The following is a 23038-nucleotide window of genomic DNA, read 5'->3' on the forward strand; positions in this document are numbered from 1 at the left end:
CCTAGTCCAGGGCGGACGGCCGCCGCGACCCTTTATTCGCGGAGGATCCGGGGGTTATCACTCATAAAAGTGCACTATGGGATAACTGTCCGCAGCCGAGGAGCCTCCACAGCCATGAGCCACGAGCCACCGCAGCCCGGCGGAGACCACGGAGAGCCAGGTCAGAAGGGTCACGGCGGCTGGCCGCCACGGGATCCCACGGCCGCGGCGACCACCCCGAACCCTCAGCCCTCGGACGGCGCACACGAGCCCAAGGGGCGCACGAAGCGCACCAAGAGGCCCCGCCGCACCGGTTGGCGCCGGGCGATCCCCACCTGGCGCATGACCCTCGGCGGCGTCCTCCTCCTCGCCCTGCTCCTCGGCGGCGGGTTCCTCGCCGGTTACCAGCTCGTCGGCATCCCCGCCGCCAACGCCAGCGCGACCGCCCAGTCCAACGTCTACCTCTACGCGGACGGCAGTGTCATCGCGCGCGACGGCGAGATCAACCGGGAGAACATCCCGCTCCACCGCATCCCCCGCACCGTCCAGCGCGCCGTACTCGCCGCCGAGGACAGGGACTTCTACTCCGAACCCGCCATCGACATCAAGGCCATGACCCGGGCCGGCTGGAACACCCTCACCGGCAAGGGCCGCCAGGGCGGCTCGACCATCACCCAGCAGTACGTCAAGAACTACTACCTCGGCCAGGAACAGACCGTCGTCCGCAAGGCCAAGGAGTTCTTCATCTCGATCAAGCTCGGCCGCGAACAGAGCAAGGACGAGATCCTCGAGGGATACCTCAACACCAGCTACTTCGGCCGCAACTCCTACGGCATCCAGGCCGCCTCCCACGCGTACTACGGCAAGAACGTCGAAGACCTCGGCACCGCCGAAGGCGCCTACCTCGCCTCGCTCCTGAACGCACCCAGCGCCTACGACGTCGTCGCCCACCCCGGGAACAGGGACGCGGTCCTCGCCCGCTGGGCCTACGTGCTCGACGGCATGGTCAAGGAGGACTGGCTCGGCGCCACCGACCGCGCCGCCATGACCTTCCCCCTCCCCGGCCCGGTCAAGCCCGCCACCGCACTCTCCGGCCAGCGCGGCTACCTCGTCCAGGCCGTCGAGGACTACGTCACCGGCCACGGGATCGTCGACGAGAAGACCCTCGCCACCGGCGGCTACCGCATCACCACCACCCTCCAGAAGAAGAAGCAGAACGCCCTCGTCGAAGCCGTCGAGGACAACGTCCTGTCCGAGATCAGCGACGACCGCGAGGCCGATCGCAACGTCCGCGTCGGCGGCGCCTCCATCGACCCCTCCGACGGACACGTCGTCGCCATGTACGGCGGCGTCGACTACACCAAGCAGTACGTCAACAACGCGACCCGACGTGACTACCAGGTCGGCTCCACCTTCAAGCCGTTCGTCCTCGCCGCAGCCGTCGCCAACGGATCCACCACCCAGGACGACCGGGCCATCACCCCCAACACCCGCTACGACGGCACCAACGAACGCACCGTCCAGAGCTCCGCCGGCTCCACCGGCTACGCCCCGGCGAACGAGGACGACGTCGACTACGGTTCCCTCACCGTCCGCGAGGCCACCGACAAGTCCGTCAACGCCGTCTACGCGCAGATGGCCCAGGACGTCGGTCCCACCGAGGTCAGGGACACCGCCATCGCCCTCGGCATCCCCCGGACGACACCCGACCTCACCCCGTCCCCCTCCATCGCCCTCGGCCCCGCCACCGCGAGCGTCGTCGACATGGCCGCCGCCTACGCCACCCTGGCCGACCACGGCAGGCAACGGGCCTACACCCTCGTCACCGAGGTCAGCAAGAACGGCACCGCCCTGCGGCTGCCCGCCCGCACCACACGGCGCGCCATCAGCCGCGAAGCCGCCGACACCACCACCTCCGTCCTGCGGAGCGTCGTCGACGGCGGCACCGGTACGGCGGCACAGGGCGCCGGAAGGCCGGCCGCCGGCAAGACGGGCACCGCCGAGGAGGACAAGGCCGCCTGGTTCGCCGGCTACACCCCCGACCTCGCCACCGTCATCGCCGTCATGGGCCAGGACCCCGACACGGGTGTCCAGAAACCCCTGTACGGAGCCCTCGGCCTGGCCCGCATGAACGGCGGCGGCCCGCCCGCCCGGACGTGGGCCGCCTACACCGCCGCCGCACTCGAATCCAGCGAGGCGCGGGACTTCGAACTGGAAGCCGAGGAAGGCCCGGAAGAACCCGACCCCGACGAGGAGACCGAGGAGAGCGGCGCCCCCCGGGAAAGCGGACAGCCCGTCGAGGAGGACGCGGAAGGGGCCGACAACGCCGCCTCCCGCTCGTCCAAGGCCCCCGGGCGCCGCACCGAGCCCGCGTCCAAGTCCCCCGGCCGCCGCACCGAGCCCGTGGACACCCCGGCCCCGGGCCGCACACCCCCGAGTGATCCCGTCGGCAGGGCGCCCGAACCCGCCGCCCCGGGCGCACCCGGGCGGGACCGCTTCGAGAACGCACCCGGGGAGAACGCGTCCTGGCGCGACCGCTTCGAGGACGGCGGCTTCATCGAGGGCGCCCGCGGCCCCGGCCGCTGACCCGTCAGTGGCCGGAGGTCGCCTTCAGCCCCACCACCGCGACCAGCAGCAGGCAGACGAAGAAGATGCGGGCAGCCGTGACCGGCTCGTTCAGCACCACCATGCCCAGCACCGCCGCACCCGCCGCACCGATCCCGACCCACACCCCGTACGCCGTACCGATCGGCAGGGTCTTCGCCGCGTGCGACAGCAGCACCATGCTGGCCACGATCCCCAGCCCGGTGAACACACTCGGCCACAGCCGCGTGAACCCCTCGGTGTACTTCATCCCGATCGACCAGCCCACTTCCAGCAGACCGGCCACGATCAACAGAACCCACGCCACGACGGCACCTCCACGACGAAACACGCGAACAACACGGGTGCGTCGTCTTTGCGGAAACCCGGTACGGCGCGTCTCGTCGGGGTCGCACCACCGTAGCAAAAAAACAGCGAAAGGCCTGGTGACCATGGTCACCAGGCCCACTCACGCCACATCCGCCTACAGGTACAGCCCGGTCGAGTCCACCGACCCCTCGAAGCGGTCCGCGGCCACCGCGTGCAGATCCCGCTCCCGCATCAGGACGTACGCCACGCCCCGCACCTCGACCTCCGCGCGGTCCTCCGGGTCGTACAGCACCCGGTCACCCGGCTCCACGGTCCGCACGTTCTGACCGACCGCGACCACCTCGGCCCACGCGAGGCGCCGGCCGACCGCGGCCGTCGCCGGAATCAGGATCCCGCCGCCCGAACGCCGCTCGCCCTCGGGCGAATCGGACCGGACCAGCACACGGTCGTGCAGCATCCGGATGGGCAGCTTGTCGTCGGTGTCGTTGCTCACGCCCCGCAACCTACCTGCCCGTACCGCTCCGCACGTCCCCGGGCACCCCGGGATCCGCCGTCTAGCGCTTCTTCCGCCGCGTCGACACCGTGAGCAGGGCGACCGCGCCCGCCACCAGCAGCGCAGCCGGGATCACCCGCTCCAGCCTGGGCGAACCGTCCTCGGACACGAACTGCGCCTTCACGTCCGACACCGACCGGTTCACCGCGACGTACGCACGCCCCGCCGTCCGGTCCACCGTCGACGCCACCTTGGCCTTCGCGTCACCAATGATCGTCTTCGGGTGCACCCGCACCCCGATCTCGTCCAGTACCACCGCAAGCTGCTGACGCCTGCTGATGATGTCCGCCTCGATCTGCGCAGGGGTCCTGGTATCCGACACTGCGCCGCCTCCGTGGTCGTCGTCGGGTAAACCTTCATCGACAGTCTGTCAGCTCGGCCGCCCGTACACCCGGCGGCACCCCCTATTACGCTCGGTCCCACATACCCCGCGTGCCACTCGAGGAGAAACATGAGCGAGCGACTCCAGACCGGCGACACCGCCCCCGCCTTCACCCTTCCGGATGCCGACGGCAACGACATCTCGCTCGCGGACCACAAGGGCCGCAAGGTCATCGTCTACTTCTACCCCGCCGCACTTACCCCCGGCTGCACCAAGCAGGCCTGCGACTTCACCGACAACCTGGAACTCCTCGCCGGCGCGGGGTACGACGTCATCGGTGTGTCCCCCGACAAGCCGGAGAAGCTCGCGAAGTTCCGCGAGAAGGAGGACCTCAAGGTCACCCTGGTCGGCGACCCCTCCAAGGAGACCCTGGAGGCGTACGGCGCGTATGGCGAGAAGAAGCTCTACGGCAAAGTGGTGACAGGCGTCATCCGGTCCACGATCGTCGTCGACGAAGAGGGCAAGGTGGAACGGGCTCTCTACAACGTCAAGGCGACCGGTCATGTAGCCAAGATCATCAAGGACCTCGGCATCTGACGTGAACGACCTGTGAGCGTAATCGCAATCGCGCACGGATTCGGTTTGCAACCGCCATGACCGCGCAGAAGCCTTTCCTGGAACACCCCCCGAGGAAAGGAACCGGCCATGGCGGCCTCCGACCCCCACCAGGCGGCCGACCCGGCAGCGGTCAAACGTCACCCCGCGCTCTTCCGCGCCGTGCGGAAGCGGCGCAACCCCCGGCTCCGGCGGACCGACATCACGGTCACCGACGACCAGGCGGTCAAGCGCGCGGTGAAGGCGGCGTCCCTCGGTAACGCCATGGAGTGGTTCGACTTCGGCATCTACTCCTACCTCGCCGTCACCATCGGGCACGTCTTCTTCCCGTCGGGGAACGACACGACCCAGCTCCTCTCCTCCTTCGCGACCTTCGCCGTGGCCTTCCTCGTACGTCCGCTCGGGGGAATGTTCTTCGGCCCCATGGGCGACAAGATCGGCCGTAAGAAGGTCCTCGCCCTCACCATGATCCTCATGGCGGTCGGCACCTTCGCGATCGGACTCATCCCCTCGCACGGCACGATCGGCGTATGGGCCCCCGCGCTGCTGATCCTCTTCCGCATGCTCCAGGGCTTCTCCACGGGCGGTGAGTACGGCGGCGCCTCCACCTTCATCGCCGAGTACGCCCCCGACAAGCGCCGCGGCTTCTTCGGCAGCTTCCTCGAATTCGGCACCCTGGCCGGATACGTCGGCGCCGCGGGGCTGGTCACCGCCCTGTACGCCCTCCTGGACACCGGCCAGATGGAGTCCTGGGGCTGGCGCATCCCGTTCCTCGTCGCCGGCCCCCTCGGCCTGGTCGGCCTCTACCTGCGACTGCGCCTCGACGAGACGCCCGCGTTCCAGAAGCTGGAGGGCGGCACCGCCCACGCCACCGAGGCCGCCGACCACGTCGAGTCCACCGCCAAGGGTGACCTCGCCAAGATCTTCCGTCAGTACTGGCCGACGCTGATCCTCTGCATCGCGCTGGTCGGGGCGTACAACATCACCGACTACATGCTGCTGTCGTACATGCCGACGTACCTCTCCGACGAGCTCGGCTACAGCGAGACCCACGGCCTGCTCATCCTGCTCGGCGTCATGGTGTTCCTGATGCTGATCATCAGCCGGTTCGGCAAGCTCTCCGACCGCTTCGGCCGCAAGCCGCTCCTGATGGCCGGCATGCTCGGCTTCCTCTTCCTCTCCCTGCCGTCCTTCCTCCTGATCCGCCAGGGCAGCATCCCGGCGATCACCATCGGCATGCTGATGCTGGGCCTGTCGCTGGTGTGCCTGCTGGGCACGATGTCCGCGGCGCTCCCGGCCCTGTTCCCGACCAACGTCCGCTACGGCTCCCTGTCGGTCGGCTACAACCTCTCGGCGTCGATCTTCGGCGGTACGACCCCGCTGGTGATCACCGCTCTGATCAGCTGGACCGGCTCGAACCTGATGCCGGCCTACTACGCGATGGCGGCGGCACTGGTCGGGGTGATCGCGGTGGCCTGCATGAAGGAGACCGCGAACCAGCCCCTGGCCGGCTCCCCGCCCTCGGTGGAGACGGACGAGGAAGCGGCGGAACTCGTCCACGCCCAGACCCCGGACCCCAAGTTCTGACCCGCACTCCTCGCCGAGGGGCCTGTATCGGGGAGTACCAGGACGGCAGGCTTCCTCGGCCTCTACGGCCTTCAGCTGCTCATGAGGTTTTGGTTGACATGTTCAACGTGTGCGTACAGCGGTCCCTCTGTGATGACACGCTCGCCCTTGCCTCGTCTCCAAGGATCCACCTGGATCACGGTGACCAATACGTTGCCCAGACCGATCACCACCCACCAGTCCCGACCATCCGCAGGGACCCGCCAGGTCGACTTGACCCACCTGCCGGTATCGGTGCGTACGTCGGCCGAGATCAGCTCCCAAAGATATGGGTCGAACGCCATCAGCTCCTCGACGGGCGCGTTGCGCTGCTGGAGACGCTCGATCACGTGAGCACCGTGGGCCTTCAGCCGCGCCGGCTCGCGCAGGATGTGGCGCACGCGGGTGAAAAGGGAAGCCGGCCCGGACTCGGAGTGGAAGCGGGCTGTCTCGAAGCGGGGTGCCATGGTGATTCCTCGGGCAGGTCGGTCAGGTGCTGTGCTGGAAACGCACCGGCGTGTCCAGCACAGCCCGGGCGCCCTCGAAGTCGGCCAGACGGGCCGCCACCGTGGAGACGGCGAGACTTTCCGGCAGGGCCGCGGAGAACTTCAGGCCGCGTACTGCACGGGGGTCGACGTCGGGCAGCACGAGGTTTTCACCGACGTGCTCCCGGGCCGTGCGCCAGTCGGCGGAAGTCAGGTTCTCACGCAGGCGTAGCCAGCAGTCGGTGGGGCGTTGCAAGGGGTCGGCGACTGAGGGGACAGTCGCCGCCAGGGTCGCGTTGGCGCGGTAGCCGGCCCAGGTCCACCAGCGCACGTCGTTGCCGACGCGCGTGATCACGGTGCCGTCCAGGTGCACTGTGTCGGGCGCGTCGGTCTCACGCTGTTCGGCCAGACTGGCTTCGGCACGCCGGGTGAGAGCGACAGGTGGGTCCGCTCCCAGCAGTACCTCGCGCATGGCGCGTGTCAGCGCGTAGGAAAGCCCTGCAATGCCGCCGCCCAACCATTTGGCGACGCCCCCGCCAGACGTGGCCGGTGTTGGCGGTGAAGATGAAGTTCGACCAGGCCCGCCAGGGATCGGAGTCCGGCAGCTTCTGCCGGATCGCCTCCAGGCCGCGCCGCTCATGATCGAACTCGGACTCGGTGACCGTGGTCCACCGGCCATCCCGCATGCACTGCACCGTCCTTCGAACCACGCGCGCACTCCGCCGGAGACCTCACCGGCCCCGGCTGGATCAAACCCCGCCGCCAGATCCTAGCCGCTGGGTACGACATGAGGAGAGCCGGTGAAGGAAGGAAAGATCGGGCATCCGGCTCACAGGGCCTTGGCGTCAGCCTGGCTGATGCGGTCGAACGCCACCCACGGGCACCGCCGACCAGCCCCTGGCCGGTTCGCCGCCCTCGGTGGAGACGGAGGAGGAAGCAGCAGAACTGGTCCACGCCCAGAGCCCGGACCCCGAGTTCTGACGCACACACGTCCCCGTGGAAGGGCCCATATCGCCACAAAGCGGTACGGCCCCTTCCGCATCTCATCGCATGACGGACGTGACCATCCGATAAGCGGTTCGTTGCTCGTACGAGGCCGCGAACGCGCGGCCGGATGCGGAGGCAGGATGTCCGAGGTGTACGACCCAGCGAGGCTCGCACCGGCTGTGGCAGCAGCGAGCAACTGGACGGACCTCATGCGGCGTTTGGGCTTGAAGGAGAGCGGCGGGAGACACCGCGTCCTCAAGGGCAAGGTCGCGGAGCTCGGTCTCGACACAAGCCATTTCAAGCAGCGGAGCCCATGGCGTAAATATCCCGACGCAGCCATCGCCGCTGCTGCGAGATCGTCGTCATCACTGCGCGAGGTCGTCCTCAAGCTGGGTGCGACGCCGGCGACGGGCACGCTGTCGCACATCGCCCGCCGCATCGCGGCCGCAGGGATCGACGTCAGCCACTTCCCTGGAATGAACCGCCCACAGCTGGGCCTCCTGTTCAGCACCGAGGAGTTGCAAGCTGCCGCCGACTCCAGTGAGTCCGTCCGCGGGGTAGCGCGTGCGCTGGGAGTTCCTGATGACGGCCGGTCGCGCGCCGCTGTGGCCGCAATGCTCCGCAGCAGAGGCGTCGATACATCTCATTTCCGCAATGCCCGCCTCTCCATCCCGGAAGACGCGCTGCGCACTGCGGTACGGGAAGCCACCAGCTTCGCCGACGTCATGCGCGCACTCAGCCTTGAAGTGACGGATCCCAACCACCGTCGCGTCCGACGCAAGGTCTTGCAGATGCAGTTGGACACGGCTCACTTCAAACGCCGCACCTGGGGGTCGCTGCAGGCGCCCCCCGAACAGCGACGGATCGCACCAAATGCACTGGTGATCATGCCGCAGGGATCGGCGCGCGTGAACCGGACGCGCCTTCACCGCGCGCTACAGGAGATCGGCGTGGAGTACCAGTGCACGTCGTGCGGGAGCACCGGCGAATGGCTAGGGAGACCGATCACGCTCCAGATCGACCACGTCAACGGCAACTGGCTGGACAACCGCGCAGAGAACCTGCGCTACCTGTGTCCGAATTGTCACGCACTGACAGACACATGGTGCCGTAACCGAAGCGGGACAAGGACATCAACGCCTCCTGTCCCTACCGGACCCCGCTCCCGCTTGTAGACTGTCACCACGCGCGCGAGTGCTGGAATTGGCAAGACAGGCTGGTTTTAGGTACCAGTGCCCTAGTGGCGTGAGGGTTCGAGTCCCTTCTCGCGTACGTCGCGGAGGCTCAGCACGTATCAGTACGTGCTGAGCCTTTCGTATCGGCCGACCTCAGCTCACCAGCTCCCGCACCACCGGCACCAGCGCCCGGAACGCCTTCCCCCGGTGGCTGATCGCGTTCTTCTCCGCGGCGGACAGTTCCGCGCAGGTCCGGGTCTCGTCGTCGGGCTGGAGGATCGGGTCGTATCCGAAGCCGTTTGTCCCCGCCGGGACGTGGCGCAGGGTGCCCGTCAGCCGCCCTTCGACCACCCGTTCCGTGCCGTCGGGAAGGGCCAGGGCAGCAGCGCAGGCGAAGTAGGCGCCGCGGTGCGGGGTGTCGATGTCGGAGAGCTGGGCCAGGAGCAGGTCCAGGTTGGCGCGGTCGTCGCCATGGGTGCCGGACCAGCGCGCCGAGAAGATGCCGGGGGCGCCGCCGAGCACGTCGACGCAGAGGCCGGAGTCGTCGGCGACGGCCGGGTGGCCGGTGGCGCGCGCCAGGGCGTGGGCCTTGAGGAGGGCGTTCTCGGCGAACGTGACGCCGGTTTCCTTGACATCGGGGATGTCGGGGTACGCGTCCGCGCCGACGAGGTCATGAGCGAGACCTGCGTCGGCGAGGATCGCGTGGAGTTCGGTGATTTTACCGGCGTTGCGGGTGGCGAGGATCAGGCGGGTCATGCCCTGATTATGGCCGGGTGGCCCGCCTGCCCCGCGAGGGCCTCACGAGGGCCTCACGAGGTGCAGACGTTGCCGATCTCCGTGGCGGCGTCCGTGACCGGGGTGATGTCGGGGGTGGCGTCGCCCTTCTCGATGGACTCGCGGACGTTGGTGACTCCCGCCTGGAGGTCGTCGACGGCCTTGCCGAGGTCGGCGTTGTCCGTGGTGTCGCCGAGGTCCTTCAGCTCCTTGTCGATCTCGTCGAGGGCTTCGGAGGCCTGCGTCGGATCGTTGGAGGCGTTGGATATGGCCTGCTGGAGGTTGTCGACGCTGGTGGCGATGGCGTCGGCGGTACGGACGCAGTCCAGGGCCTTGTCGACGGCTCCGCAGCCGACCGCTGCGGTGAGCGTGAGCAGCGTGGCCGTGACGGCGAGTGCGGTGCGGTGGTGACGGCGCGAGGCCATGGAGCGGTCCCTCCCCAGGGGTCGATACGTGGACGGACGCACGGTTCGACCCGTGCGCCCGTACTCGTATTGACGTTTCGTGGTGCGTATTTGGTTCCTTCTTTACTCGCCGAGGGTGCGGGCGAGTGCCTCTTCCTGGAGCTTGGCGAGGTCGGTGCAGCCCGCGGTGGCGAGATCGAGGAGTGCGTTGAGCTCGTCGCGGTCGAAGGGCTCGGCCTCCGCGGTGCCCTGCACCTCGACGAAACGGCCGTCACCGGTGCAGACGACGTTCATGTCGGTCTCGGCGCGCACGTCCTCCTCGTAGCAGAGGTCCAGGAGGGGGACGCCGTCGACGATGCCGACGCTGATCGCGGCGACGGTGCCGGTGAGCGGCTTGCGGCCGTGCTTGATGATCTTCTTGCCCTGGGCCCAGGCGATGGCGTCGGCGAGGGCGACGTAGGCGCCGGTGATGGCGGCGGTGCGGGTGCCGCCGTCGGCCTGGAGGACGTCGCAGTCCAGGACGATGGTGTTCTCGCCGAGGGCCTTGTAGTCGATCACGGCACGGAGCGAGCGGCCGATGAGCCGGCTGATCTCGTGGGTGCGGCCGCCGATCTTGCCGCGTACGGATTCGCGGTCGCCGCGGGTGTTGGTCGAGCGGGGCAGCATGGAGTACTCGGCGGTGACCCAGCCCTCACCGCTGCCCTTGCGCCAGCGGGGGACGCCTTCGGTGACGGAGGCGGTGCAGAAGACCTTGGTGTCGCCGAAGGAGACGAGCACGGAGCCTTCGGCGTGCTTGCTCCAACCGCGTTCGATGGTGACGGGGCGGAGCTGTTCGGGGGTGCGGCCGTCGATGCGAGACATCTGCCGAGCCTATCGGCTGGCGGGGCGGCTCGGCCCGGGTGCACCGCAGGCCCCGCTCCTCGGCCGGGGACGAGCGGGGGCGGGGCCTGCGGCGGGTGGCGCGGACCTGGGTGGGTCGGCCGGGGTCAGCCGGTCACATCATGTCTTCGATGTCGGCGGCGATGGGGTCGGCGTCGGTACCGATGACGACCTGGATCGCGGTGCCCATCTTGACGACGCCGTGGGCGCCTGCGGCCTTGAGTGCGGCTTCGTCGACCTTGCTGGGGTCGTGGACTTCGGTACGGAGGCGGGTGATGCAGCCTTCGATCTCGTCGATGTTCTCGATACCGCCGAGCCCGGCGACGATCTTCTCAGCCTTGCTGGCCATGTCCTACTCCCTGGTCTGTACGTGCGGGGGCGGCCCACCATGGGTCCCGTTTCGTCACGGTAACGCACGGTTGGCCCACCTTCACGGGCGGGTAACCGTGCTGTCCCCAATGATGACGATCACCGGCGCCCTGCCCTGCGGGCGGGCTCCGCACGGTATCGCAACTGGTCTACACCAGTGTGCAACGACCGTCGGCCCTGTCGTGTTCCAGGAGGAGGACGCCGATGAGCTCCAGCAGCACAGCAGGCGCGGCGGTGCCGCAGAAGAAGTGGTGGAACAGCCTGTTCCAGGGCCTGCAGAAAATGGGCCGCAGCCTCCAGCTGCCGATCGCTGTGCTTCCCGCGGCGGGCATCCTGAACCGGCTCGGCCAGCCGGACGTCTTCGGTGACGACGGGCTGGGCTGGACGAACGTCGCCAAGGTCTTCGCGGCGGCGGGCGGGGCCCTGCTCGACTCCGGGCTCGGCCTCCCCCTGCTGTTCTGCGTCGGTGTCGCGATCGGCATGGCGAAGAAGTCGGACGGCTCGACCGCGCTCGCCGCCGTCACGGGCTTCCTCGTCTACTACGCGGTCCTGCACGCGTTCCCGGTCGACTGCACAGAGGGCTCGGACTTCAGCGGGGCGGGCACATGGGGAGGGGTCTGCGTCGCGGCGGACACCACGGTGACGGCCGCCGCGTATCAGAACCCCGGCGTGTTCGGCGGCATCGTCATGGGTCTGATGTCGGCCTGGTTCTGGCAGCGGTTCCACCGGGTCAAGCTGGTCGACTGGCTGGGCTTCTTCAACGGACGCCGGCTCGTCCCGATCATCATGGCGTTCGTCGGGCTGGTCTTCGCGGGTCTCTGCGCCTGGCTGTGGCAGCCGGTCGGTGACGGCCTGACCAGCTTCTCGGAATGGCTGGTGGACCTGAACTGGCTGGGCTCCGGCATCTTCGGCGTCGCGAACCGCGCCCTGCTCGTGTTCGGCCTGCACCAGTTCCTGAACACGTTCGTCTGGTTCCAGTTCGGTGACTACACCAAGCCCGACGGCACGGTCGTGCACGGTGACATCAACCGGTTCCTGGCGGGCGACCCGACGGCCGGCCAGTTCACCACGGGCTTCTTCCCGATCATGATGTTCGCCCTCCCGGCGGCGGCACTGGCGATCACCCATTGCGCCAAGCCGCACCGCCGCAAGGCGGTCGGCGGACTGATGGTCTCGGTCGGCCTGACGTCGTTCGTCACCGGCATCACCGAGCCGATCGAGTACTCGTTCCTCTTCGTCGCGCCCCTGCTGTACGTCATCCACGCACTCCTCACCGGCGTCTCGATGGCGGTGACGTGGGCGTTCGGGGTGAAGGACGGCTTCAGCTTCTCGGCCGGCCTGATCGACTACGTCATCAACTGGAGCCTGGCGACCAAACCGTGGCTGATCATTCCGATCGGCCTGGGTTTCGCGGTCGTCTATTACGTGATCTTCCGGTTCGCGATCACGAAGTTCAACCTCCAGACACCCGGCCGGGAGCCCGACGAACTGGAGGAGCAGATCGAGAAGGATCTCACCAAGTAAGCTCTTCCGGGCTTCGGAACCGGCTCGGCAAGGCCCTCGGACCTGGTGGTCCGGGGGCCTTGCCGTGTCACCGAGGGTGCCGGGTTCACTACTGCGCAAATTGAAGGTTCCTTATCTAACCCTCACCGTGCTAAAACTGGTCTACACCACTGAGTGGTCCAGACCACGCGGCTGTTTTTCCGCCGCGTTCCTCGAGTCGCCGCCTCCTCTCATCACTGATCCGGGCGGCACCGTGCCCCATGGAGGAAGTTGATGAGTACGGATACCGCTCCGGCGGCACCCGCGAAGAAGCGGGGCGCAGGCGTGCTCCAAGGCCTGCAGAAGGTGGGGCGCAGCCTGCAGCTGCCGATCGCCGTGCTGCCCGCCGCAGGGCTTCTGCTCCGTCTCGGCCAGCCGGACGTGTTCGGTCCGGAAGGGCTCGGCTGGGACCAGGTCGCCAAGGTCTTCGCGGGTGCGGGGGGTGCGCTGCTCGACGCCTCGTTCGGTCTGCCCCTGCTGTTCTGCATCGGCGTCGCGATCGGTTTCGCCAAGAAGGCCGACGGTTCGACGGCGCTCGCCGCCGTGGTCGGCTTCCTCACCTACTACGCCGTGATCCACCAGTTCCCCATCGAGGTGGAGGGCGGCACCTACATACCGACCGGGCTCTTCGGTGGCGCGTACGAGAAGGGCGGAGAGGTCACGGCCGCCGGGTTCCAGAACCCGGGTGTGCTCGGTGGCATCATCCTGGGCCTGCTGACGGCGGTGCTGTGGCAGAGGTTCCACCGCACCCGGCTCGTCGACTGGCTCGGCTTCTTCAACGGACGCCGGCTCGTCCCGATCATCATGGCTTTCGTGGGTACGGCCATGGGCGTGCTGGTCGTCCTCGGCTGGGAGCCCATCGGTGACGTCATCACCAACTTCGGCGAGTGGATCACCGGTCTCGGTGCCGCGGGTGCGGGAATCTTCGGTCTGATCAACCGTGGTCTGCTGCCGATCGGCATGCACCAGTTCGTCAACACCGTGTCGTGGTTCCAGATCGGTGACTTCACCAAGCCGGACGGCTCGATCGTCCACGGTGACCTGACGCGCTTCTTCGCCGGTGACCCCGACGCGGGACAGTTCATGTCGGGCTTCTTCCCGATCATGATGTTCGGTCTCCCGGCCGCGGCCCTGGCCATCGCCCACTGCGCCCGGCCCGAGCGGCGCAAGGCCGTGACCGGCATGATGATGTCACTGGCCCTGACCTCGTTCGTCACCGGTGTGACGGAGCCGATCGAGTTCGCGTTCATGTTCATCGCGCCGCTGCTCTACGTCATCCACGCGGTCCTCACCGCCCTCTCCATGGTCGTGACCTGGGCGCTCGGGGTGCACGCCGGCTTCACGTTCTCGGCCGGTGGGATCGACTACTTCCTGAACTACAGTCTCGCGACGAAGCCCTGGATGATCATTCCGATCGGTCTCGTCTTCGCGGTGATCTACTACGTGGTCTTCCGCTTCGCGATCACGAAGTTCAACCTCCCGACGCCGGGCCGCGAGTCCGACGAGGAGCTCGCCGAGCTCCAGAAGGCCGAGGCCAAGTAGGCCCCGCCCGTACGCGGCAGGCCGAAGGCCCCGCTCCCTCTCGTCGAGAGGGAGCGGGGCCTTCGGCGTTCCCGTGCCGCCCCGCGCGGGCCGGGTCCGGGCGGCGGTCGGCACGCGGGCGGCGCGTTCGTCCGGGACGTGTGGGAGGCGGTGCGTGGCGAAACCGGGGTCGCGCACGCCCACACGGGTGACGAGGGCGAATTCGACAGCGGCCGGCGAGGGCGGTGCCGACCCGCCCCTCCTCGCCCGCCGAGCATGATCGAACGAGAGACCCTAGACCTCGTAGACCGCCCCGGGCACTGCCAGCTCGACCGGGCCGTCGTAGGCATCGCGGGCGTCACCGAGGTTGCGTTCGGCGTCCGTCCACGGCGGGATGTGGGTGAGGACGAGTCGTCCCGCCCCGGCGCGTGCGGCGTACTCGCCGGCTTCGCGCCCGTTGAGGTGGAGGTCGGGGATGTCCTCCTTGCCGTCGACGAACGACGCCTCGCAGAGGAACAGGTCGGCGCCCTCGGCGAGTTCGGCCAGGGCGTCGCAGGTGCCCGTGTCCCCGGAGTACACGAGCGTGCGGCCGTTGTGCTCGACGCGGATGCCGAAGGAGTCGACGGGGTGGAAGAGCTTCTCCGTGCGGACGGAGAAGGGGCCGATGTCGAACGCTCCGGACTTGAGGGTGTGGAAGTCGAAGACCTCACCCATCGCGTGCTCGGACGGGGTGTCGGCGTGTGCGGTGGTCAGCCGCTGTTCGGTGCCTTCGGGGCCGTACACGGGGATGGACTCGGGGCGTCCGCCGTCGAAGCGGTAGTACCGGACGACGAAGTACGCGCACATGTCGATGCAGTGATCGGCATGGAGGTGGCTGAGGAAGATGGCGTCGAGGTCGTAGAGACCGACATGGCGCTGCAGCTCGCCCAGGGCACCGTTGCCCATGTCGAGGAGCAGCCGGAAGCCGTCGGCCTCTACGAGGTAGCTCGAGCAAGCCGAACCCGCGGACGGGAAGGAGCCGGAGCAGCCGACGACGGTGAGCTTCATGGAGCGTGAACCTCCGAGACGTGGAACGGGGAGGGTTCGTGCGGTCCGTCGAGCGTAAGGCGCGAAACAGCTGGTCGCTCCTCTACGGCCTGCCGTTGTGGGGGAACTCACCTGTGCTGTCACCGGTTCGATGGAAGGCCGGGCCCCGGTACGGTCGGGATATGAACACGTGGTGGTGGGTGGCTCTGGTCGCCGTGGTCCTGCTGGCTCTCGTCGTGACGGTGACCGATGCCCGGGGGCGGGGCGGCCGGGGGCCGCGGCGTCCCGGCGGGCGGACCCGGCCGCCGGGACGGGCGCCGGAGCGGAAGCGGCCGAAGCCGCACGGGGACCCGCGGCCGGGGGAGATCTGGTGGGCGGACGTGCCGTACGAGGACGGGCCCGGGTCGAAGGACCGGCCGTGTCTCGTGCTGTCGGTACGGGGTGGCACTGCGGTCGTCGCCAAGATCACCAGTAAGCACCATGAGGAGCGGCCCGGCGTGATCGCGCTGCCGGCCGGGACGGTGGGGGACGCCCGCGGGCGGCAGAGCTTCCTGGAGACGGACGAACTGCGGGACGTGCTGGTGTCGGGGTTCCGCCGGAAGGCGGGCGAGCTGGATCCGGGGATGTGGGCGCGGGTCCGCAAGCAGGGGTGACCCGGAATGCCGAAGAGCGCCGGACCGGCTGGGAGACCCAGTCCGTCCGGCGCTCTTCGGTGTGGTGCGTCCGGTGCGTGGGGCCCGGGCACCGGCCCGGCCGCTACGCCCAGAGCTGGCCGTGCAGGGTCTCGATGGCGGCCTCTGTCGTGGGAGCGGTGTAGACGCCCGTGGACAGGTACTTCCAGCCGCCGTCCGCGACGACGAAGACGATGTCCGCCGACTCCCCCGCCTTGACAGCCTTGCGGCCCACGCCGATGGCCGCGTGGAGTGCGGCGCCGGTGGAGACGCCCGCGAAGATGCCCTCCTGCTGGAGGAGTTCACGGGTGCGGGTGACCGCGTCGGCGGATCCGACGGAGAAGCGCGTGGTGAGCACGGACGCGTCGTAGAGCTCGGGGACGAAGCCCTCGTCGAGGTTGCGCAGGCCGTAGACGAGGTCGTCGTAGCGCGGCTCGGCCGCGACGATCGTGACGTCGGGCTTGTGCTCCCTCAGGTAGCGGCCGACCCCCATGAGCGTGCCGGTGGTGCCGAGGCCCGCCACGAAGTGCGTGAGGGACGGGAGGTCCGTGAGGATCTCCGGTCCGGTGGTGGCGTAGTGGGCACCCGCGTTGTCCGGGTTGCCGTACTGGTAGAGCATGACCCAGTCGGGGTGCTCCGCCGAGAGCTCCTTGGCGACGCGCACGGCCGTGTTGGAGCCGCCCGCCGCGGGGGACGAGATGATCTCGGCTCCCCACATGGTGAGCAGGTCGCGCCGTTCCTGCGAGGTGTTCTCCGGCATGACGCACACGATGCGGTAGCCCTTGAGCCTGGCCGCCATGGCGAGCGAGATTCCGGTGTTGCCGCTGGTCGGCTCCAGGATCGTGCAGCCGGGCGTCAGGCGGCCGTCCTTCTCCGCCTGCTCGACCATGTGGAGCGCGGGGCGGTCCTTGATCGAGCCGGTGGGGTTGCGGTCCTCCAGCTTGGCCCAGATGCGGACGTCCTCGGACGGGGACAGCCGCGGGAGGCGGACCAGGGGTGTGTTGCCCACGGCCGCCAGCGGGGAGTCGTACCGCATCAGCGCATGCCGCCGGCGACGGCCGGGAGGATGGTGATGTTGTCGCCGTCGGTGAGCTTGGTGGAGATGCCGTCGAGGAAGCGGACGTCCTCGTCGTTGAGGTAGACGTTCACGAAGCGGCGGAGCTGGTCGCCGTCGACGATGCGCTCCCGGATGCCGTTGTGGCGGCTCTCCAGGTCGACGAGGAGGTCGGCGAGGGTCTCCCCGCTGCCTTCGACCGCCTTGGCGCCGTCGGTGTAGGTGCGGAGGATGGTCGGGATGCGGACCTCGATGGCCATGGCGTGGGCTCCTGTCGAAAGCGGGGAGGTGGCGTGGGGCGCGCGTTTGTGCCCCCCGCGCGGGGGGTGGTGCGTACGTGGTGGCGCTCGGACCGCGGCTCAGGCCGTGCGGCTCACGGGCATGCCGAAGCGGGACACATCGCGCTGGACAGCCTGCACAGGTCGACGTGCAGCCGCGCGACGAGCAGCATGCCCGGCGTCTTGTCGCTCACGTCATGGGGAACCATGGGCTCATCGTATCGATTCCCGGCCCGGAACCCGGAGTGTGATCCCACATGGTGGATGGTGAGCGTTCACCAGGTGGACAAGCGCCCCAGGGGCGGCGCGCGCCGCACCGCCCCCGGGGGGTCAGGCTGCCGGGGGGTACGCCTCGACGACCTCGACGTCCTCCTCCGTGATCTCGCCGTCCACGATGCGGTACGAGCGGAACTGGAAGGGGCCCGCCGCGTCGACGTCCGCGGTGGAGACCAGGACGTAGTGGGCGCCGGGCTCGTTGGCGTAGGTGACGTCGGTGCGGGAGGGGTAGGCCTCGGTCGCCGTGTGCGAGTGGTAGATGATCACCGGCTCCTCGTCACGGTCGTCCATGTCGCGGTAGAGCTTCAGCAGGTCCGCCGAGTCGAACTCGTAGAACGTGGGCGAGCGCGCGGCGTTGAGCATCGGGATGAAGCGTTCCGCGCGGCCCGTTCCGGCCGGGCCCGCGACCACGCCGCACGCCTCGTCGGGGTGGTCGGCGCGGGAGTGCGCCACGATCCGGTCGAACAGCTCCTGGGTGATGGTCAGCATGGCGCCAGGATAAGCAGACGGGCCCTCCCGTACCGAGGGGTGGTACGGGAGGGCCCGGATGCCGGACACGACCGTTGGGGCGGCCGGTGTCCCGGGGTGGGCCGTGGCGCGGTCAGCGCTTGGCGAAGGAGGTGTTCCCGGGGTTGCGGGACTTGAGCGTCAGGTAGGAGACGCCCAGGATGAGGCCCCACAGCGGCGCGCAGTACAGCGAGATGCGGGCGTCCTCGTCGATGGCCATCATGACGATGACGAGGCCGATGAACCCGAGCGCGAACCAGCTGCTGAAGGGTGCGCCGGGCGCCTTGAAGGAGGACTGGGGCAGCTCTCCGCGGTCGGCCTTGGCGCGGTAGCGGATCTGGCAGACGAGGATCATGATCCAGGCCCACATGCCGGAGATGGTCGCGAAGGAGACGACGTAGTTGAACGCCTCGCCCGGCCACTGGTAGTTGATCCACACGCCGACGAGCATGAGCGCGGCGGAGAAGGTGGTGCCGGCCAGCGGCAGGCCGTTCCTCGTCAGCCTGGTGAACGCCTTCGGCCCCTGGCCGTTGAGCGCGAGGTCACGCAGCATGCGGCCGGTGGAGTACATGCCGGAGTTGCAGGAGGAGAGGGCCGCGGTGAGCACGACGAAGTTGACGATCGCGGCCCCGATGCCGAGGCCCATCTCCTCGAACGCGGCGACGAACGGGGAGACGCCCGGCTTGAAGTTGCTCCACGGGACCACCGACAGGATCATGATCAGCGCGCCGACGTAGAAGACGGCGATGCGCCACGGCACCGTGTTGATGGCCTTCGGCAGGACGGTCTTGGGGTCCTTGGACTCGCCGGCGGTGACGCCGACCAGCTCGACGGCGAGGAAGGCGAACATCACGATCTGCAGGGTCATCAGCGTGCCGCCGATGCCCTCGGGGAAGAAGCCGCCGTCATTCCACAGGTTGGCGACGGTCGCGGTGTCACCGGCGTCGGAGAAGCCGATGGTGAGCACTCCGGCACAGATGAGGATCATGCCGATGATCGCGGTGACCTTGACCATCGAGAACCAGAACTCGAGCTCACCGAAGAGCTTGACCGAGATCAGGTTGGCACCGTAGAGGATGACGGTGAACACGAGCGCCGACAGCCACTGCGGGATATCCCACCAGTACGTCATATAGGTTGCGGCAGCGGTTACTTCGGTGATTCCGGTGACGACCCAGAAGAGCCAGTAGGTCCATCCGGTCACGAATCCGAAGAACGGGCCCAGGAATTCGCGCGCGTACTCCGAGAAGGAGCCGGACACCGGGCGGTACATGAGGAGTTCGCCCAGGGCTCGCATAATGAAGAAGATGACCAGGCCCGCAATGGCGTACGCCAGGATGAGGCTGGGTCCGGCCCGGTCGATGGCTTTGCCCGCACCGAGGAAGAGTCCCGTGCCGATGGCGCCGCCGATGGCGATCATCTGGATCTGGCGGGCCCCCAGCCCTCGCTGGTAGCCCTCGCCCGCTGTGACGGCTTCCGCGGACTCGGGTCCGTCCGGCTGTCCCTTGTCGACCTGCGCCGATGTCATGGTGGTGCGCCTTTCTCCACGCCGATCCGCGCCCTCGTAGGCGTCGGATCAGGTCCTGATCCCCCCGGATATGGATGGAGTGCCGCCGGCGTTCGGCCGGCTCGTAGCGCCCCCGGGGACAGGGGTGGCGTCCCCGGGCGGTCGTGAAGATTTATCACGGTCGCCCGGTTGGGCCGTCGGACATTATGTGGCGCAGACCACAGGAAAAAGCGGACAAGGGTTTCCAGCCGCTGCAAAGAAGGCCGATCGGGTGACGGGATCGTTATTCGGATTTGAGGCTCCGTTGAGCGAACCCGACCGGCCGCCGAGGACTACTTCGGCATCATCGTTTCGACGAGTGTTTCCTGGAGCGCCCCGAGCCAGAGATAGGCCATGACCATCGGCTTGCGCGGATCACTGTCGGGAAGCCGGTAGAGCGAGCCGTCCTGCCCCTCGTCCTGGTCGGACACCTCGAGGCGGGTGCCGATGGTGAGCCTGAGGTCGTTCAGGGAACCCAGCCAGCTGCGGCACTCGTCCGCGCCGAGCGTGAGCACCGCGCCGCCGTCCCCCAGGGGGGTGAGCCCGTCGAGCGTCCGCACGACGGTGAGGGCGTCCTCGCGCTTACGGGTGCGCAGGTCGTTCTCCGTGAAGCGGCGGAACTCCGCGGACGCCTCGCGGAGCTCCTTGTCCTCGTCCCCGTACGCCTCGGGGAAGAGCCTGGCCAGCGCCGGGTCGGAGGGCGGTTCGCTCGGCCCTTCGGCGAACAGGGCGGCGAGCGGGTCCTCGCCCTCGACGGGTTCGTCGCCGGGACCGATCAGTTCCAGCAGTTGGACGGCGAGGGAGCGCAGGATGGCGATCTCGACCTCGTCGAGCGCGACGGCCGCGCCGCCGCCGGGGGTGGCCTCGAAATGGCCGGCCATGAATTCTCCGATGGTGGGTCGGACGGAGGGGCAGCGGTGCGTCAGTTGCGGTCCTGGGTCAGCGTCGCCCAGAGGCCGTAGCCGTGCATGGCCTGGACGTCGCGCTCCATCTCCTCCCGGCTGCCGCTGGAGACGACCGCGCGGCCCTTCTGGTGGACGTCGAGCATCAGCTTGTGCGCCTTGTCCTTGGAGTAGCCGAAGTACGCCTGGAAGACATAGGTCACATAGCTCATGAGGTTGACCGGGTCGTTGTGCACCAGCGTCACCCAGGGGACATCGGGCTCAGGGACGGCGAAGGTCTCCTCGGCCGATTCGGGACGTTCGATCTCTACGGGGGCAGCAACGCTCACCTACCCCATGCTGCCACCAGGAGGGGTCCCGCGCATAAACGGAGGCCCCATCTCGTCACTTTGACGAATAGGGGGTAGCATCCCCGTCATGAACTCAGCGGACCTTGGGCGGCGGGTCGGTGTCCCGTCGACCGCACTCTTCACCGACCAGTACGAGCTCACGATGGTGCAGGCCGCACTGAAGGCGGGCACCGCGGAGCGGCGCTCCGTCTTCGAGGCCTTCACCCGGCGACTGCCGGAAGGACGGCGCTACGGGGTCGTCGCCGGCATCGGGCGGGTGCTGGACGCGGTGGAGAACTTCCACTTCGACGACGAGATGCTCACCTTCCTGCGCGACCAGCGGATCGTGGACGCGCCCACGGTCGACTGGCTGGCGGACTACCGCTTCAGCGGCGACATCTGGGGCTACCCGGAGGGCGAGGTGTACTTCCCCGGCTCGCCGCTCCTGCGGGTCGAGGGCTCCTTCGCCGAATGCGTGCTGCTGGAGACCGTGATCCTGTCGATCCTCAACCACGACTCGGCGATCGCCGCCGCGGCGTCCCGGATGGCGGCCGCGGCGAGCGGCCGCAGGCTGATCGAGATGGGCGCACGGCGCACGCACGAGCTCTCGGCGGTGGCGTCGGCCCGTGCCGCCTACATCGGCGGCTTCCACACCACGTCCGACCTGGCGGCCGGCTTCCGCTACAACATCCCGACCGTCGGGACGAGCGCGCACGCCTTCACGCTGCTGCACGACAGCGAGCGGGACGCCTTCCGGGCGCAGGTGGACTCGCTGGGCCGGGGCACGTCGCTGCTGGTCGACACGTACGACGTGACCGAGGCGGTCCGTACGGCGGTGGAGATCGCGGGGCCGGAGCTCGGTGCCGTACGGATCGACTCGGGCGACCTGCTGCTGGTCGCGCACCGGGTGCGCCAGCAGCTGGACGAGCTGGGCGCCACGGAGACGAAGATCGTGGTGACCTCGGACCTCGACGAGTACGCCATCGCCTCGCTGGCCGCCGCGCCCGTCGACGCGTACGGGGTGGGCACGCAGCTGGTGACCGGGAGCGGGCACCCGACCTGCTCGATGGTCTACAAGCTGGTGGCGCGGGCGACGTCCGCCGATCCGTCCGAGCCGCTGCTGCCGGTCGTGAAGAAGTCGCTGGGCGCGAAGACGTCGCGGGGCGGCCGCAAGTGGGCGGCACGCCGGCTGGACGAGTACGGGGTCGCCGAGGCCGAGGTGATCGGCACGGGCCCCGTCCCGGCGGAGCTGGCGGACCGACAGCTGCAGGTCGAGCTGGTCCGGGGCGGCGAGGTCGTCGCCCGGGAGCCGCTCGAGGCCGCGCGCGAACGGCACATCGCGGTGCGCTCGGGCCTGCCCATGTCGGCGGTCCAGCTGTCGCGGGGCGAGCCGGTGATCCCCACGGAGTACGTCTGAGGGCCGGCGGCCGGAGCGGCGCGGGTGCACCGGGGGCGGCAGGGGGGCGCGGTCGCCCCCGCCGCACCCGGGGGCCCGGTGAGGCGCACGGGGCCGGTGGTGCGGGCCCCGGCGCGGCGGGACGCCCGGCTCCCTCACGGCCCCCGAGTCCCGGGGCGCGGGGGGCGCAGACCCGGAGGGCGTGACCCCTCCCGCGGCGCCCGTCCAGTCCCTAGGCTCGAAGGCATCCCCACCCGTACCCACGACCGCCGTCCCCTATCCCCCGTCGAAAACCCCACCGAAGGACATCCGTCATGCATCGCGCCTTGATCGTCGTTGACGTTCAGAACGACTTCTGCGAGGGCGGCAGCCTCGCGGTGGCGGGCGGCGCCGATGTCGCCGCCGCCATCACCGACCTGATCGGCGAGGCCCAGCCCGTCTACCGCCACGTGGTGGCCACCCGCGACCATCACGTCGACCCGGGTGACCACTTCTCCGCGGAGCCCGACTTCGAAAACTCCTGGCCGGCGCACTGCGTCGCCGGTACGGAGGGCGTGGGCTTCCACCCGAACTTCGCGCCGGCCGTCGCCTCCGGGGCGATAGACACCGTCTTCGACAAGGGCGCGTACGCCGCGGCGTACAGCGGTTTCGAGGGCGTCGACGAGAACGGGACCGGACTCGCCCAGTGGCTGCGGGACCGTTCCGTCACCGCCGTCGACGTCGTCGGCATCGCCACGGACCACTGCGTGCGGGCCACCGCGCTGGACGCGGCCCGGGAGGGCTTCACCACGCACGTGCTGCTGGATCTGACCGCGGGTGTCGCCGAGGGGACCACGGAGCGGGCTCTGGAGGAGCTCCGTGCCGCGGGCGTGGAGCTGACCGGCAAGCCGGTCGTCTGACCGCTCCCGGGGCTCTCAGGCGGCCGGGCGG

General features: G+C 69.0%; 25 protein-coding genes, 1 tRNA gene, 1 pseudogene and 1 riboswitch. Of the genes and pseudogenes, 10 read left to right on the forward strand and 17 right to left on the reverse strand.

Annotated features, from left to right (window positions below; all coding sequences use genetic code 11):
* Window positions 1-114 precede the first annotated feature (114 nt).
* Window positions 115-2565, forward strand: coding sequence for a transglycosylase domain-containing protein (locus OG927_RS12285; protein WP_330320155.1), 2451 nt, complete (start codon window positions 115-117; stop codon window positions 2563-2565).
* A 4-nt stretch (window positions 2566-2569) separates the two neighbouring features.
* On the opposite strand, the gene OG927_RS12290 is transcribed toward OG927_RS12285, so the two are convergent.
* The 3 genes from OG927_RS12290 to OG927_RS12300 form a co-directional block, all read right to left on the reverse strand.
* Window positions 2570-2890: a DMT family transporter gene (locus tag OG927_RS12290; RefSeq protein ID WP_056798402.1), complete on the reverse strand. Its 321-nt coding sequence runs from the start codon at window positions 2888-2890 to the stop codon at window positions 2570-2572.
* Between the two features lie 36 nt (window positions 2891-2926).
* Window positions 2927-2992, reverse strand: a riboswitch (guanidine-III (ykkC-III) riboswitch).
* A 54-nt stretch (window positions 2993-3046) separates the two neighbouring features.
* The gene (locus tag OG927_RS12295) at window positions 3047-3385 is read right to left on the reverse strand and encodes a GroES family chaperonin (protein WP_056798406.1); all 339 of its coding nucleotides are present in this window, start codon (window positions 3383-3385) and stop codon (window positions 3047-3049) included.
* Window positions 3386-3446: 61 nt separating this feature from the next.
* Entirely contained in the window at window positions 3447-3767 is a 321-nt protein-coding gene (locus OG927_RS12300) for a DUF3618 domain-containing protein (RefSeq protein ID WP_319104154.1), read from the reverse strand.
* Window positions 3768-3896: 129 nt separating this feature from the next.
* On the opposite strand from OG927_RS12300, the gene bcp reads away from it, so the two are divergent.
* Together bcp and proP are read left to right on the forward strand one after the other, a co-directional pair.
* Complete coding sequence (bcp, locus tag OG927_RS12305) at window positions 3897-4364, forward strand: thioredoxin-dependent thiol peroxidase (RefSeq protein ID WP_124282194.1); 468 nt, start codon at window positions 3897-3899, stop codon at window positions 4362-4364.
* 108 nt (window positions 4365-4472) lie between these two features.
* Window positions 4473-5969 (forward strand): glycine betaine/L-proline transporter ProP, encoded by a 1497-nt coding sequence (proP, locus tag OG927_RS12310; RefSeq protein ID WP_056798414.1) that lies wholly within the window; start codon window positions 4473-4475, stop codon window positions 5967-5969.
* Window positions 5970-6040: 71 nt separating this feature from the next.
* Here the strand turns inward: proP and OG927_RS12315 are convergent, their stop codons facing one another.
* Window positions 6041-6454 carry a hypothetical protein gene (locus OG927_RS12315; RefSeq protein WP_241191870.1) on the reverse strand — a complete coding sequence of 138 codons (414 nt, stop codon included), beginning with the start codon at window positions 6452-6454 and terminating at the stop codon, window positions 6041-6043.
* A 22-nt stretch (window positions 6455-6476) separates the two neighbouring features.
* A pseudogene (locus tag OG927_RS12320) lies at window positions 6477-7010 on the reverse strand (DEAD/DEAH box helicase); the annotation flags it as partial.
* 589 nt (window positions 7011-7599) lie between these two features.
* Here OG927_RS12320 and OG927_RS12325 point away from each other — a divergent pair.
* Entirely contained in the window at window positions 7600-8634 is a 1035-nt protein-coding gene (locus OG927_RS12325; RefSeq protein WP_330320156.1) for an HNH endonuclease signature motif containing protein, read from the forward strand.
* 13 nt (window positions 8635-8647) lie between these two features.
* A tRNA-Leu gene (locus OG927_RS12330) sits at window positions 8648-8731 on the forward strand.
* Between the two features lie 56 nt (window positions 8732-8787).
* On the opposite strand, the gene rdgB is transcribed toward OG927_RS12330, so the two are convergent.
* From rdgB to OG927_RS12350, 4 genes are all read right to left on the reverse strand, one after another.
* Window positions 8788-9390, reverse strand: coding sequence for an RdgB/HAM1 family non-canonical purine NTP pyrophosphatase (gene rdgB, locus OG927_RS12335; RefSeq protein WP_124282192.1), 603 nt, complete (start codon window positions 9388-9390; stop codon window positions 8788-8790).
* A gap of 53 nt (window positions 9391-9443) precedes the next feature.
* A complete protein-coding gene (locus tag OG927_RS12340) occupies window positions 9444-9833 on the reverse strand; it encodes a hypothetical protein (RefSeq protein ID WP_056798468.1) in 390 nt (129 codons plus the stop codon).
* A gap of 102 nt (window positions 9834-9935) precedes the next feature.
* Entirely contained in the window at window positions 9936-10673 is a 738-nt protein-coding gene (rph, locus tag OG927_RS12345) for a ribonuclease PH (protein ID WP_056798469.1), read from the reverse strand.
* A 133-nt stretch (window positions 10674-10806) separates the two neighbouring features.
* Window positions 10807-11040: a glucose PTS transporter subunit EIIB gene (locus tag OG927_RS12350; protein WP_014156020.1), complete on the reverse strand. Its 234-nt coding sequence runs from the start codon at window positions 11038-11040 to the stop codon at window positions 10807-10809.
* Between the two features lie 224 nt (window positions 11041-11264).
* Between OG927_RS12350 and OG927_RS12355 the strand changes: the two genes are divergently transcribed.
* Window positions 11265-12584, forward strand: coding sequence for a PTS transporter subunit EIIC (locus OG927_RS12355; RefSeq protein WP_209470424.1), 1320 nt, complete (start codon window positions 11265-11267; stop codon window positions 12582-12584).
* Window positions 12585-12836: 252 nt separating this feature from the next.
* Window positions 12837-14144 (forward strand): PTS transporter subunit EIIC, encoded by a 1308-nt coding sequence (locus OG927_RS12360; protein WP_124282190.1) that lies wholly within the window; start codon window positions 12837-12839, stop codon window positions 14142-14144.
* Between the two features lie 273 nt (window positions 14145-14417).
* Here the strand turns inward: OG927_RS12360 and OG927_RS12365 are convergent, their stop codons facing one another.
* On the reverse strand, window positions 14418-15170 hold the full coding sequence (locus OG927_RS12365; protein ID WP_124282189.1) for an MBL fold metallo-hydrolase: 753 nt from the start codon (window positions 15168-15170) through the stop codon (window positions 14418-14420).
* Window positions 15171-15331: 161 nt separating this feature from the next.
* On the opposite strand from OG927_RS12365, the gene OG927_RS12370 reads away from it, so the two are divergent.
* Window positions 15332-15802, forward strand: a complete 471-nt coding sequence (locus OG927_RS12370) for a type II toxin-antitoxin system PemK/MazF family toxin (RefSeq protein ID WP_056798480.1) — start codon at window positions 15332-15334, stop codon at window positions 15800-15802.
* 103 nt (window positions 15803-15905) lie between these two features.
* On the opposite strand, the gene OG927_RS12375 is transcribed toward OG927_RS12370, so the two are convergent.
* The 7 genes from OG927_RS12375 to clpS form a co-directional block, all read right to left on the reverse strand.
* Window positions 15906-16856, reverse strand: a complete 951-nt coding sequence (locus OG927_RS12375) for a PLP-dependent cysteine synthase family protein (protein ID WP_056798483.1) — start codon at window positions 16854-16856, stop codon at window positions 15906-15908.
* Window positions 16856-17134, reverse strand: a complete 279-nt coding sequence (locus tag OG927_RS12380) for a MoaD/ThiS family protein (RefSeq protein ID WP_056798484.1) — start codon at window positions 17132-17134, stop codon at window positions 16856-16858. Before OG927_RS12380 ends, OG927_RS12375 begins: the two co-directional genes overlap by 1 nt.
* 113 nt (window positions 17135-17247) lie before the next feature.
* Window positions 17248-17361 (reverse strand): putative leader peptide, encoded by a 114-nt coding sequence (locus tag OG927_RS12385; protein ID WP_319106416.1) that lies wholly within the window; start codon window positions 17359-17361, stop codon window positions 17248-17250.
* A 121-nt stretch (window positions 17362-17482) separates the two neighbouring features.
* The gene (locus tag OG927_RS12390) at window positions 17483-17917 is read right to left on the reverse strand and encodes a Mov34/MPN/PAD-1 family protein (RefSeq protein ID WP_056798487.1); all 435 of its coding nucleotides are present in this window, start codon (window positions 17915-17917) and stop codon (window positions 17483-17485) included.
* A 112-nt stretch (window positions 17918-18029) separates the two neighbouring features.
* Window positions 18030-19463 (reverse strand): amino acid permease, encoded by a 1434-nt coding sequence (locus tag OG927_RS12395; protein ID WP_209470423.1) that lies wholly within the window; start codon window positions 19461-19463, stop codon window positions 18030-18032.
* A gap of 311 nt (window positions 19464-19774) precedes the next feature.
* Window positions 19775-20362, reverse strand: a complete 588-nt coding sequence (locus OG927_RS12400) for a DUF2017 domain-containing protein (RefSeq protein WP_330320157.1) — start codon at window positions 20360-20362, stop codon at window positions 19775-19777.
* Between the two features lie 41 nt (window positions 20363-20403).
* Window positions 20404-20712 carry an ATP-dependent Clp protease adapter ClpS gene (gene clpS / locus OG927_RS12405; protein ID WP_031100168.1) on the reverse strand — a complete coding sequence of 103 codons (309 nt, stop codon included), beginning with the start codon at window positions 20710-20712 and terminating at the stop codon, window positions 20404-20406.
* Between the two features lie 88 nt (window positions 20713-20800).
* Here clpS and OG927_RS12410 point away from each other — a divergent pair, with 88 nt between their 5' ends.
* Together OG927_RS12410 and OG927_RS12415 are read left to right on the forward strand one after the other, a co-directional pair.
* Window positions 20801-22129 carry a nicotinate phosphoribosyltransferase gene (locus OG927_RS12410; protein WP_056798496.1) on the forward strand — a complete coding sequence of 443 codons (1329 nt, stop codon included), beginning with the start codon at window positions 20801-20803 and terminating at the stop codon, window positions 22127-22129.
* A gap of 293 nt (window positions 22130-22422) precedes the next feature.
* The gene (locus tag OG927_RS12415) at window positions 22423-23007 is read left to right on the forward strand and encodes an isochorismatase family protein (protein ID WP_056798500.1); all 585 of its coding nucleotides are present in this window, start codon (window positions 22423-22425) and stop codon (window positions 23005-23007) included.
* Window positions 23008-23038: the final 31 nt, after the last annotated feature.

The organism is Streptomyces clavifer, from assembly GCF_036345975.1.
GTDB lineage: Bacteria > Actinomycetota > Actinomycetes > Streptomycetales > Streptomycetaceae > Streptomyces > Streptomyces clavifer.